The 13,370-nt window shown below is 39.9% G+C and carries 7 protein-coding genes and 1 pseudogene; 6 read left to right on the forward strand and 2 right to left on the reverse strand.

The window, feature by feature from the left end:
• The first annotated feature begins 469 nt into the window (after nt 1-469).
• From FTU13_RS15080 to FTU13_RS17555, 4 genes and pseudogenes are all read left to right on the forward strand, one after another.
• Nucleotides 470-5,368, forward strand: a complete 4,899-nt coding sequence (locus FTU13_RS15080) for a type ISP restriction/modification enzyme (protein ID WP_180126738.1) — start codon at nt 470-472, stop codon at nt 5,366-5,368.
• A gap of 55 nt (nt 5,369-5,423) precedes the next feature.
• Entirely contained in the window at nt 5,424-7,262 is a 1,839-nt protein-coding gene (locus tag FTU13_RS15085) for a DUF262 domain-containing protein (protein ID WP_168526696.1), read from the forward strand.
• A 39-nt stretch (nt 7,263-7,301) separates the two neighbouring features.
• Entirely contained in the window at nt 7,302-7,685 is a 384-nt protein-coding gene (locus FTU13_RS15090; RefSeq protein ID WP_180126737.1) for a hypothetical protein, read from the forward strand.
• A gap of 380 nt (nt 7,686-8,065) precedes the next feature.
• A pseudogene (locus FTU13_RS17555) lies at nt 8,066-8,347 on the forward strand (Arm DNA-binding domain-containing protein); the annotation flags it as partial.
• 44 nt (nt 8,348-8,391) lie between these two features.
• Here the strand turns inward: FTU13_RS17555 and FTU13_RS15100 are convergent.
• Entirely contained in the window at nt 8,392-9,753 is a 1,362-nt protein-coding gene (locus FTU13_RS15100) for an ATP-binding protein (protein ID WP_180126735.1), read from the reverse strand.
• Nucleotides 9,732-10,421, reverse strand: a complete 690-nt coding sequence (locus FTU13_RS15105; protein WP_180126733.1) for a response regulator transcription factor — start codon at nt 10,419-10,421, stop codon at nt 9,732-9,734. The genes FTU13_RS15100 and FTU13_RS15105 overlap by 22 nt, the downstream gene beginning before the upstream one ends.
• A gap of 166 nt (nt 10,422-10,587) precedes the next feature.
• Here FTU13_RS15105 and dsbD point away from each other — a divergent pair, with 166 nt between their 5' ends.
• Both dsbD and FTU13_RS15115 read left to right on the forward strand, forming a co-directional pair.
• The gene (gene dsbD / locus FTU13_RS15110; protein ID WP_257226700.1) at nt 10,588-12,519 is read left to right on the forward strand and encodes a protein-disulfide reductase DsbD; all 1,932 of its coding nucleotides are present in this window, start codon (nt 10,588-10,590) and stop codon (nt 12,517-12,519) included.
• A complete protein-coding gene (locus tag FTU13_RS15115; protein WP_180126729.1) occupies nt 12,516-13,358 on the forward strand; it encodes a TlpA disulfide reductase family protein in 843 nt (280 codons plus the stop codon). Before dsbD ends, FTU13_RS15115 begins: the two co-directional genes overlap by 4 nt.
• Nucleotides 13,359-13,370: the final 12 nt, after the last annotated feature.

A 13,370-nucleotide genomic window follows, 5' to 3' on the forward strand; every position in this document is an offset into this window, starting at 1 on the left:
TGCCTACGCTACCGCTCCACCAATTTTCGCCCATGCTCACCCACAATCAAGATTACACAGCACCTTTCGACTTTGCACTGCTACAGCTATGCAAAACTTCAATCATGCCAGTGATTAAATGGAGTGATGTCCTAGAAAATAAGCGAAATGCGGTATGCCTACCATTCATCAATCGGCAATTTTTTTGAAAAGTTCTTATATTTCATTTAAGTGAAAGCTTAATATTTACTTCTACCTAGCTTAACCTAATTTTAGCATTAACTACACTTACTTATAATTATCTGCCGTAGAATGCACTCATTGGTACTGTAAGCTCGATTTTGGTTTTAGCTAGCCGATTCATCATTAATAAATTTTGATGCAAACTTCACATAATAAAGCGCATCTGAGAGACCTAAATTAAAGTTTTAGTTTTGTGATTTTTTTGCCTAATATAGCGGTATATATCGAGGCACTCTTGGACTTTGTCATGTCGGCTTTTTTTGACTTAATTAACACTTATAGAACAACAGCGAAAACAGAACGAGAAAAAGGAACTTACTTCGAATTGCTTTGTATTAAGTATTTCGAGCATGAACCCTTCTATGCCGATCTATTCGCGGCGGTACAAACCTATACCGAATGGGCAAAAGAACAAGGATTGTCGGGCAAAGATACAGGCATTGACCTTGTCGCAACGACCAAAGACGGCGAGTTCCACGCTATTCAATGCAAGCTGTATGATGCAGACCGTACAGTTTCTAAAAAAGAAATCGACAGTTTCCTATCGGCGGCATCTAAAACCTACTTTGCACGCCGTATCATTGTCAGTACGACGCATGCTTGGTCTGACAATGCACTGGCGACCCTAGAAAACCAAGACCCATCTGTCACTAAGATTGACCTTGAGACTCTGGCACAGAGCGCGATTGATTGGTCGCAATTCGCGGAAAAGAAAGAAGTTATATTCAAGCCGAAAAAAGAGCTTCGTGACCATCAAAAAGCTGCACTTGTTAATGTGAAAGCAGGTTTATATGACCAAAAGTTAGAGCGCGGTAAGCTCATTATGGCATGTGGTACAGGTAAAACCTTTACAAGTCTTAAAATTGCTGAAGAATGTGCGGGCAAAGGCAAGCGCGTATTGTTCCTTGTACCAAGTTTATCCTTGTTGTCCCAAACATTGACTGAATGGACACAAGAATCAACAACGCCGTTGCATAGCTATGCTGTATGTTCAGATACAGAAGTCGGCAAAAAGAAAAAAGCATCTGTCATTGATGCAGTCACAACTCTTGAACATGAACTGCAATATCCAGCGACAACAGATGCGAAGAAATTAGCAGAAAATGTAGAGAAGCATCATGACGACGAGCACATGACTGTTGTGTTCTCAACTTACCATTCGATTAATACTGTGAGTGATGCTCAAAACGAGCATCAAATGCACGAGTTTGACCTCATCATTTGTGATGAAGCACACCGCACAACAGGTTCTACACACGACAGCGAAGATGATTCAAACTTCGTAAAAATTCACGATGCTGGCTTTATTCTGGGTAAAAAACGTCTTTACATGACAGCAACACCACGTATTTTCTCAGATGATGTTAAAAACAATGCAACCGATTTCACATTGTTTTCAATGGATGATGAAAAGCTGTTTGGCGAAACGCTCTATACCATCAACTTTTCAGAAGCGGTGAAGCGTGGTCTCTTGGTTGATTACAAGGTCATTGTACTGACAGTGGATTCGGACACGATTATCAAAAAAATCGGAAGCACTATTACTGAGAACAGTGAAATCGTTGTCGATGATGCGGCACGCATTGTCGGCTGTTGGAAAGCTTTGTCTAAACAAGGCATTCATGCGGATGTTGAAGAAGACATCACCCCGATGCAACGCGCCCTTGCTTTCTGTCAGGTCATCGACCAAACCGAGAAAGCGCGTAAGCATCAGGTCAGTTCAACACGTATTGCTAATATCTTTCAAACTGTAGTTGAAGCCTATCAAGAAGCCGAAGCCAAAGAAGGTAACGAAATTTCACACCGCTTAATTTGCGAAGCACAGCATGTCGACGGCGGTATGGGTGCAGACCTTAAAGAGCAAAAGCTGAATTGGCTAAAAGCAACACCTGAACCACAAGTCGATGAAAACGGCGTAGAACGTCCAATTTGTCGTGTTTTAAGTAACGTACGTTGCTTGTCTGAAGGTGTAGATGTGCCTGCACTTGATGCGGTGTTATTCCTGACACCACGTAATTCACAAGTCGACGTGGTGCAATCTGTTGGGCGTGTGATGCGCCTTGCTGAAGGAAAAAAACGCGGTTATGTAATTTTACCTGTCGTTATTCCTCCGAATGTAGATGCCAATAAAGCCCTTGATGATAACCAAACTTATAAAGTCGTTTGGCAAGTGCTGAATGCACTACGTTCGCACGATGACCGCTTTGATGCCATGATCAACAAGATGGACTTAACAGGCATTGATCGTTCTAAGATGGAAGTCATTGCGATTACGGATAAGGTATCAGCAAAAGCGAAAAAGAAAGGTGCAGGCAAAGGTGGCGCAACCATCGGTACACCGACCAAGAAGAAAAAAGATGAAGCTGAAGATGTTCAACAGTCCTTCAGTTTTGAATCGGGCGAGATTGAGCGTGCTATCGTTGCTAAAGTCGTTCAGAAGGTTGGTAATCGTCATCACTGGGAAGATTGGGCAAATGATATTGCCAAGATTGCACAAACCCATATTAAGCTTATTACAGACATTCTAGAGCGTCCTGAATGCGACAAAGAGCGCGCCGTCTTTGAAGAATTTGCACATGAGATTCGCGACGACCTGAACAACGCGGTATCGGATGCTGAAATCATTGAAATGTTGGCACAGCATTTGATCACCAAACCTGTCTTTGATGCCTTGTTTGACGAGTATAGCTTTGCGGCGCATAACCCAATGGCAGTTGCCATGCAGAAGGTTTTAGATGTTTTAGATCAGCATCAACTCGACAGTGAAACCGAAGCATTACAACGCTTCTATGACAGCGTAAAAATGCGAGCGTCGGGCATTGAGAGCGCAGAAGGCAAACAGAAGATCATCGTTGAGCTTTATGACAAGTTCTTCCGTAATGCTTTCCCTCGCATGACCGAACGCCTTGGTATCGTCTACACGCCTGTTGAAGTGGTGGACTTCATCATTCACAGCGTTAATGATGTTCTTCAACAAGAATTCGGCAAGAGCTTTGCCGACGAGGGTGTGCACGTACTTGACCCATTCACTGGGACAGGGACGTTCATTTCTCGTTTACTACAAAGTGGTTTAATTCCACCGAAGAAATTGACCTATAAATACAAGAATGAAATTCATGCTAATGAGCTTGTATTGCTCGCTTATTACATTGCGGCAATCAACATTGAAGCGGTTTACCATCACGAGATTATTGATGAATACACGCCTTTTGAGGGTATTTGTTTAACTGATACTTTCCAAATGTACGAGAAAGAAGATTTGGTTGATCAAGTACTGGTGGATAATAGTGCACGCCGTAAACGTCAGAAGTCGCTTGATATTCAGGTAATTATTGGGAATCCACCTTATTCAATTGGAGCGAAATCGGCTGATGATGATAATCAAAATACAGCATACCCAAGTCTGGATAATAGAATTACGAAAACTTATGCTGAAAAATCAAATGCAGTTTTAGCTAAAGGGCTTTACGACTCTTATATTCGCGCCATACGTTGGGCAAGTGATCGTGTATCAACACAAGGTATTATTGGTTTTGTAACAAATGCTGGATTCATAGATGCCAATACTACGGATGGTTTACGTAAATGCTTGGTTGAAGAGTTTAGCAGTCTCTATATCTTTCATTTACGCGGAAACCAACGAACATCGGGTGAAAGATCTCGTCAAGAGGGTGGTAAAATATTCGGAAGTGGTAGTCGTGCACCGATTGCTATTTCAATCCTTGTGAAAAACCCCAACTCTGACAAACAGGGTCAGATTTATTTCCATGATATTGGTGATTATTTAAGTCGTGAGGAAAAGCTGGAGAAAATTGCCAACTTTAAGAGTTTGCAAGGTATTAGTAATGCTAATGGTTGGGTAGAAATTAAGCCTGATGAACATGGAGATTGGTTAAATCAACGTGACGATAGCTTTGATTTATACATTTCTATGGGAAATAAAAAGGATAAAATCAATAAGGATATTTTCAATGATTATTCTTTAGGGGTTGCCACTAATAGAGATGCATGGTGTTTCAATGCATCTTCTGAAAAGTTAAATAATAATATTGAAAAAACAATTAATTATTATAATTTTCAACTTGAAAGCAATTTAAAAGTAGAAGAATTGGAGTCTAATTTGAGTTCAATTAGTTGGACTAGGGGCTTAAAACAAACCTATGCTAAAGGTATAAGTTTGACTTTTGATTCAAATAAAACTAGAGCAAGCGTTTATCGTCCATTTTTTCAAAATTATTTGTATTTCGACAAACATTTGAATGAAATGCAATTAAAAATGCCATATTTCTTCCCTACTCCTAATAGTTCTAATCTCGTTATTAGTGTTAGCGGTGTTGGTGCAAGTAAAGGGTTTTCTGTCTTGATAATGGATAAAGTTTTTTGCTTAGATACTATAGAGAAAGGTCAAGGTTTCCCACTCTACGTTTATGAAGAAAGTACCCAAACCAAAAGTGTGGATTCAGGTGACTTGTTTGATGAATCACTCGATTTAACCGTGACTGAAACCAAGTACGAGCGTAAAGATGGCATCAGTGACGAAGGCTTACAGCACTTCCAAACAGCTTATCCTAGCGAACAAATTACGAAAGAAGACATCTTCTATTACACCTACGGTTTGCTCCATAGCGAAGAATACCGCACCCGCTATGCGGACAATCTCACCAAGGAGCTACCACGTATTCCTTGCGTGAAGAAAGCAGAAGACTTTTGGGCATTCTCTAAAGCAGGTCGTGAGCTTGCACATTGGCACTTGAACTATGAAACTGTTGAACCGTACAAAGCAACATTGGATACGGGTAGCACGGCGTACAGCCAATTGACCGTAGAAGACTTCTATGTCGAAAAGATGAAGTTTGCGAAGAAAGGTGAGAAGGGTACGGTTGTTTACAACAAGCGCATCACCATCAAGGACATCCCTGTAGAGGCGTATGATTACGTAGTGAATGGTAAGCCAGCACTTGAGTGGGTGATGGAACGTCAGGGCGTTTCTACGCACAAAGACAGCGGCATTGTCAACGATGCAAACGATTGGGCAATTGAAACGATGAACAATGCTGCATACCCGCTTGAGCTGTTCTTACGAGTGATTACGGTCAGCCTTGAGACGATGAAAATTGTGAAGTCGTTGCCGAAGTTGGATATTTGATTTTTATATGGCAGATATCTATCTGCCATTTTTATTTTTTGAGGGTATTTAATTAATGGATGTTTCTCCAGACAAACAAAATATTGACACTTTATTTTCAAATACGCAGTACAACATTGATTTTTATCAAAGAGATTATAAATGGAGTGCTGAGCCAGTAAATAGACTACTGGATGATGTATTTTATAAATTTAACGAAGTTTATTCGGCTAATTCGGATTTACCACCCGAACCAAAGGTGATAGATACTAAATATCCTTGGTACTACCTTAATACTTATGTCACCAACACTATTGATGGTGAAGTGTATGTTGTCGATGGTCAGCAACGGCTTACAACCATTACTTTAATTATTATTAATATGTACCGTAGATTGGTGGATAACAAAAGTAAATTAAGTAAATGGGTGGATGCAAAAATTTGTGGACAAGTTGGTTTTGAAAATACCTTTTGGATGAATCATAAGGGGCATCTAAAGACTCTAGATGCACTTTACTCGGGTGATGCAGATACAGCACCAATAGACTCGGGTCTTACTGCAGTCAATATGGTAAAAAACTACAAAGTTATATCTGAATGGTTTGACACATATATTGGTGATAACCACCATAAGTTGGAAACTTTTGTATTTTACTTTTTAAGACGATTAGTGCTAATCAATCTTTCAGTGGAGCAGACAGATGTTCCTATGGTTTTTGAGGTTATCAATGATAGGGGGGTAAAACTTAAGCCTTATGAGATTCTTAAAGGGAAATTATTAGGTCAGATTGATAAATTACTCTTAGAAAGTAAAAATTATAATGAGCTTTGGGAAACTAGCCTCAAAAAAATTAACAAGTTTAGCGAGGATGAGGCGGATAGATTCTTCAGATTCTATTTGAAGTCTAAATTTGCTGACACGAGAGCCGAGGGGCAAAAGTTTGATGGTGACTACCATAGAATCATTTTCTCATCGAGTTTTCAAAGTAAATTATGCTTAGATCACAATCCTAAGGGGGTTGTGGATTTTTTAGATGCAGACTTTACTTACTATTCCAAAGTTTATGCCAATCTTTTAAATAAATTATCAAATGATTCAAATTCTTATTTTACTTTTAACTCTTTAAATGATTTAGATGGTAGCCTTTTGTTAGGATTGTCAGTTTGTAGCATTGATGATCCGAATGAAGATGAGAAGTTAAACAGTATAGCTAAAGAGATAGATCGGTTCTTTGCTCTTTTACAACTTCAGAATTGCTATGAAAGTAATGCTTTTCAAGAATCTCTTTACCGCATTTCAAGTGAAATACGTGAGCAGGATTTGTCTATCATACGTTCTGTATTTGATAACGAACTCAAGTCTCAAATAGAGAAAAAGAGACAGGTTCAACCTGAGAATCCTTTTGATTATTCGTTGTTTAAAAATACTGGTGATAATTTAAATGCTAGATTCAAGAGATATTTTTTTGCTAGGGTTGAAGGTTTTTTAGCAAAGAATCTGAATGTGGAGATGAGACATTCATACCAACCTTTAGTTTCAAACACGGGCTCAGTTAACGGTTTTCATATAGAACATATACTTTCAAGGAATGCAGAAAGCCTAGCGTTATTTGATAACCAAGAAGACTTATTCGTGAATGAGCGAAATCGTCTAGGTGGTATCTTATTGTTAAAAGGTAAGGATAATATCTCGAGCAATAATGAAACTTATGAAGAGAAGTTGAAGACATACTCAGGTACGCTTTTATGGAATGAAACTTTACGAGAAGATTTTTATAAATCAAATCTAGACTTTAAAGCATTTAGAGCGAAATTTGATCTAAATGAGTTGGAAGGTATCAATGTATTTGACCGTGATGCTTTGGAAACCAGACAGAAAATTTTATTTAAAATGGCCACTCATATTTGGGCTTAAGATATAAGAATTTAAAGAGGTTTTAATGTTGGAATGGTTATGAATATTCCTGAATGGCTTGAGGTGAGCAAGCAACGAGCAGTTGAAAATGGCTATGAGCCTTTTGAAGACCCTGAAGCATACGGTGGGGAAGTTTTTGTTAAAGATGATAGAAAATGGATTCATTCAATAGGTCGCTTGAAGAGTAAATTAGGTGTAATGACCGATGATGAATTAGAGGGACTAGGGTATTCGGTAGCCGATTATCACCGTTTTAACTCGGATGAAAAGGAGTTCTCACGGAATATTGTAATGAATTCGGTCAATGCTGAACTGTTAGAAATTTTTGGCGATTGTGCCCCTGATGAGCATGGCGCTATTTATCTTGGAGATGGAATCTATATGGATGATGAAGGAAATACATTTGGAGACTGGAATCGTTAGACTCTCGAATTATTGCTCAATAGCTTCCACACGATATACATAACCTAGACGAGTTCAATTTCAATTGTTAGAATTGAACTCGATAAATAGGCTTTTAAGTTAATGATATATTAAGTAATTGGCATCTTGTATGGTGTTATGTATGGTTGATTTTTACAAAACTTTAAAATGTATATAAATCAACATATTAAGTTTTTAATTCGGTAGACGCCATCCCACCAAATTCCTAAAAAAGCCTTTAAACTCAATGTTTAAAGGCTTTTTTATTGGCTGTATTGTCCGACCTTGTCCTAAGCTGTGTGACCCAATTTTTGCCTTGAGTGGGTAATTTTTGGGAAAATTTACCCAATAATTTTAGGATTGATAACGGGTAAATACACATGAAACTCACAGATACAGAATGCAGAAAAGCACAGCCACAAGATAAGCGTTACCGTCTGTCAGATGAGAATGGTCTTTCACTTCTTGTGACGCCAGCAGGGCAAAAATACTGGAATGTACGTTATAACGTTCATGGTGAGCGTAAGTCAGAATCACTTGGTCTATATCCAGACATGAGTTTAAAGAAAGCAAGAGAGCTTGCCCTTGAACTGAAATAAAGGTATTACAAGTCAGTCTATTACAAATATATCAAGCTTTTTTTTAAAGTGGTCGTTGAGAATCAAAGAATAAATGGTCATGATCTAAAAATGATAATCTGCTTTATTCAACACTCTTGAGATAACAGTGTAATCTTTAATCCCTTAGGAAAATTCGGTTCAAATTGGATGGCATAAGCATATTGTTGCAGCATTATTTTGACCAAAGATAAGCCCAGTCCATGACCTTTCTGCTGAGACGATTTACGCCAAAAACGTTGCCCTAAGTAACGAATATCTTCGGCATTTAAATGTGGACCGTTATCTTGAATGTGTAAAGTGTTTTTCTGCATACTCACGTTAATCACATCAGCATTTGCATGTAATAGTGCATTTTCAAGCAGATTTTTAAGAACAGAATACAAGACAAATTCAGGTAATATCAAATCACCAAGACTGTGCCAATCGACCTGAATTTTAGCTGTTGCTTCAGGATAAATCAGTGCTAAATCATCGAGTACTTTTGCAATAATGGGCTGTACCTGAATGCTTGCTTTGATCTGTTCAATAGATTGATCAGTATTCGACAACATCAGTAATTGCTCAAGTAAATCAGCATAGCGACGGACACTTTGATTTGCTTGATCCAGGCTATATTGCAATTTCATATTGCCGTCCGTTTTCGCTATCAGTTGTGCCAATTGCACATTGGTTTTAATTGCGGTTAAAGGACTCCGTAATTCATGCGCAGCGTATGCACTAAAGACTTTTTCATTTTCAAGACTTTGATGCAGTTTATGGACTAAGCGATTCGAATTTTGCACAAAAGGGTAGACCTCTGAGGGCATGGTATTGGCATCTAAGCTTGTGAGATATTGGCTTGCCTCATTGAGCGATAAATTTGACTGACTTAAATCGCTTGCAACCTGATCCAAGGCTTTAAATTCTCGACGAATAATCAAAACAATTAAGCCGATACACAACAATAATGACAAGATCAGCGGAATTAAGACCGATTGCAAAATCTGTTTTAGCAAAGACTCCCGCAAAAACATACGCTCTGCAGCCACCACTTGAATCTCACCACGGCGTAACACATAACTGCGCCATTGCGTCTCACCTTGTTGCCAAGTACTAAAACCAACTGCTTGCTGACTTAAATCTTTAGGTGCACCGCGTGTTTTGGCAATCACATGCTGTCCTACACTGATGTCAGAGCTAAATAAAGATACTTCGCAAGCGATCAATGGTTCTTGATCTGTGGAATGAAGTTGTTGGACTAAGGCAGACTCATCCAAACTTTGCAGTGGTAATTGTTGAATCAGTCGTGCGACCATTTGTGCGGAGGCATGCAAACGTTGATCTAAGGTGTCCTGAAGACGCTTTTGTAAGTCGATATACAGCCAAACAAATACTACACTCCATAAGCCGATCATCAAGGCAAAAAGACTACTGACCAAGCGCCATTTTAAGCTGTGTGATTTTTGCATGGAATTGACTCAGGAATTTTAAACATATAACCGACGCCCCGAATGGTCTGGATATAGTCTGCATTCAATTTTTGCCTTAAGTGATAAATATGGACATTCAGGGCATTACTTTCGATACTGTCTTGGAAGCCGTATAACTTGTCTAATAGCACTTCGTTTTTAAGTACTTGATTTGGATAGCTCATCAAGGTTTCAAGCAAACTGTATTCACGGCGTGAAAGCTGAATCATTTGATCTTGATAATGGACTTCTTGAGTGTCTTTATTGAGCATTAAGTGGTCAAATTGAATGACATTCGATGAAAAACCGCGGTGACGTCGGGTGAGTGCATGAACCCGTGCAATTAGTTCATCCAGTTCAAAAGGCTTGGTCAAATAGTCATCGGCACCGACATTTAATGCCTCAACACATTGCTGGGTCTGTAACCGTGCAGTTAAAACCAAAACAGGAACATGAATGTGATCTCTGCGCCATGATCGCAGTAAGTCTAAACCATCTTGATCCGGTAGGCCTAAATCCAGCAAACATAAATCGACTGCACTGTGGCGGATAAAATAATCTGCATCACGCGCATGACTCACATGTTCTACTGAAATATTTAAAAAATCCAATGTGGCACAAATACTTGAGGCAATATATGGATCATCTTCAACCAAAACAACAAACATAGCGTTTTCCTGACTTCCTGCCTGTATTTTATAAATGATTTATCTTGTTAATGCTCCCTTAATTTATGCTTTTGCATAATCAACCAAAATAGATTTATGTCGGGTATTAAAGTCATCTATGCGTATTGGGTTAGTAGGGTTGTGTGGAATATTCAGCATTTTGAGTATGCAAACAGCATCCGCTGATTTTTTACCCCCTGATCAAGCATTTGCTTTTCAGGCTGTATCGACAGCGCAAGACAAAGCCATCTTCACGTGGCGTATTGCTGATGGCTATTATCTGTATCATGATCAGCTTAAAGTCATTGAAAATGGCAAAGCATTATCACTGCAACTGCCTCGTCCACAGCAAAAAGATGACCCCAATTTCGGCATGACCGAAGTGCATTATGGACAAGTGCAAGCAACTGTCGCCATGCAACCGAAGCAAAGCTATAAAATTGAATGGCAAGGCTGTGCCGAAAGTGGCTTATGTTATCCGGTTCAGCGCACCACCATTCAAACCGATGCCGATGGATTATTGCCTGAAAGCAAGCTGAGTCAGCAAAGTACAACGCAAAAGAAATTATTAGATGCAGTCACATCGTCGTCATTACCCAATACTGCAGTACCTGTAGAACCACAGGCGAAAAACACTGAAACTGCAACATTTGAAACTCAAGCCAAAAAAAATAAAGCAGAAGTCAAAGAGGATGAAAATGGCTTAAATCCATCTTCTGAACCGACTGCATTAACAGGACCTAGCGAAGCCAGTGCGCCAGTGCTAGATGATGCCTTGATGATGCAGGCAAGTTCAGAATCTGTTACTACAAGGAATGCTGAACAGCGTACGAAGCAGGCCGATTGGAACAATGATCAGTACTTCTTTCACTTACTTTCAACAGACAATATTGCACTGAATCTGATCATTTTCTTAGGTTTAGGTGTATTGCTCGCATTCTTACCATGTTCCTTACCACTGATTCCGATCTTATCCAGTATTTTGGTACAACGTCATCGTGGCTATCGTGCTGGCATGATTGCAGGTGTCTTTGTGGTCGGAATGGCATTGATTTATGCCTTGATGGGCTTGGCTGTGGCAGGACTTGGCTATAACTTCCAACGTTGGTTACAAAGTCCCATCTTTATTGGGTTATTTGCGGTCATGTTTGTGCTGTTTGCACTGAATTTATTTGGTGTATTCCAGTTATCTTTACCACAAGGTGTATTACAGCGTTTAGATCAATGGCAACAACGACAAAAAGGTGGAACCTTATGGGGTTCATTCATTATGGGCATGATCTCTGCGCTAATTGTCGGACCCTGTATGAGTGCGCCATTGGCAGGGGCTTTGCTGTTTGTTGCGCAATTGCCTGAACCGTGGATGGGGGCTAGTTACCTGTTTATTCTAGGTCTAGGTGTGGGCTTACCATTGTTGATTGCCTGTGTGTTTGGTGCACAGTACTTACCCAAACCGGGCGTGTGGATGGATCGTCTGAAATTCACTTTCGGTTTTGTCATGCTGTTGTTGGCGGTGTATTTCCTGCGTCCTTTACTGCCGAGCGTGGTTTATTTGATGTTGATGGGACTCTTATTCATCGATATCACGGTTTACATTTTATGGAAGATACGTCCGCATATTTCGCAGATGCCGACGCAACTACTGTTTATTGTTATGAGCTTAGCTACTGCAATATCGGGTGGATGGTATGTCACGCAAGCATGGTCACAACTGAATACGACACAAGCCACAACATTAGTTCCATGGCAAAAAGTACGTACCCAAGCTGAGCTTGAACAGGCACTGAATCAAGTCAAAGGACAAGCAGTGCTCATAGATGTGTATGCTGATTGGTGTGTGGCTTGTCAGCCGATTGAAAAAGAGGTGATGCCTCGTGCCGATGTACAAGCTGGTTTAGCACATGTTGCTCGGATCAAACTCGACTTAACAGAATACGAAGTAAGTCAGGATGTCATCCTAAAAGAATGGCAAATTTTAGGGCCACCGACTTTAATTTTCTTAGATACAGAGCATCAGGAACAGCGCAATCTACGTTTGACGGGCACCTTTAGTGCAGCGCAACTCTTGAGCCGATTAAACCGAGATACACCGCCATGATCTCAAGCGAAGCACTGCATCTTGGACCATTCATGTTGCAATGGGGATTGTTATGTTTGGTGTTGGCTTTCCTGGTCAGCGCCATGATTGGACGAAAAGTCGGGCAAAAAGCACAGTGGTCAGCCGAGATTCAACAGCGTTTCCAAGATTCTATTTGGAATAGTGTTTGGATCGGATTAATAGGTGCACGCCTAGTCTTTATTGGATTAAATCTGGAATCTTATCTCGCATCGCCCATTGATATGCTGAAAATTCAAGACAAAGGGTTTCATCTGATTGGCGGAATAATTATAGGAAGTGCATGGTTTTGGTGGCGAAATTCAGCCATTGCGAACAAAGCAAAAGCCACATTATTGCTGATCTTTGTCCTGCTTATGGGGGCAGGATGGACAGTACAAAAAATCATGCATCAAGATAGCCATTATCCAAATTTGAGTTTTCCAAGTCTGAACCTAGCCATTCAAGATCCGTCAGAAATGATTGCGCTAAAACAATTTCAAGGTCAGCCGACGGTTGTGAATCTATGGGCGAGTTGGTGTCCGCCGTGTCATCGTGAAATGCCTGTATTACAGCGTGCGCAGGATCAATATCCTGAGGTGCATTTTGTCATGCTCAATCAAGGTGAAGAGGTCGATACCGTCCGTACTTATCTCACAAAACATCACTTCAGTTTTCAAAATATTTTGCTCGATATGCAGGGTGAAATGCCACAAGCAGTGAACAGTTTAGGTTTACCCACTACCTTATTTTTCAATGCACAAGGTCAGTTAATTGAGCGTCATCAAGGCGAAATCAGTCAAGCGATGTTGCAACAATATCTCAAGAAAATGAATCCATAAATTAATCATAGG

Origin of the sequence: Acinetobacter sp. YH12064 (genome assembly GCF_013419735.1) — a bacterium.
GTDB lineage: Bacteria > Pseudomonadota > Gammaproteobacteria > Pseudomonadales > Moraxellaceae > Acinetobacter > Acinetobacter amyesii.

Bases quoted from the DNA above. Each gene is read 5' to 3' on its own strand.
- FTU13_RS15080 (WP_180126738.1), top strand. From the start codon at position 470: ATGTCGGCTTTTTTTGACTTAATTAACACTTATAGAACAACAGCGAAA.
- FTU13_RS15115 (WP_180126729.1), top strand. From the start codon at position 12,516: ATGATCTCAAGCGAAGCACTGCATCTTGGACCATTCATGTTGCAATGG.
- FTU13_RS15090 (WP_180126737.1), top strand. From the start codon at position 7,302: ATGAATATTCCTGAATGGCTTGAGGTGAGCAAGCAACGAGCAGTTGAA.
- FTU13_RS15105 (WP_180126733.1), bottom strand. From the start codon at position 10,421: ATGTTTGTTGTTTTGGTTGAAGATGATCCATATATTGCCTCAAGTATT.
- FTU13_RS15100 (WP_180126735.1), bottom strand. From the start codon at position 9,753: ATGCAAAAATCACACAGCTTAAAATGGCGCTTGGTCAGTAGTCTTTTT.
- dsbD (WP_257226700.1), top strand. From the start codon at position 10,588: ATGCAAACAGCATCCGCTGATTTTTTACCCCCTGATCAAGCATTTGCT.
- FTU13_RS15085 (WP_168526696.1), top strand. From the start codon at position 5,424: ATGGATGTTTCTCCAGACAAACAAAATATTGACACTTTATTTTCAAAT.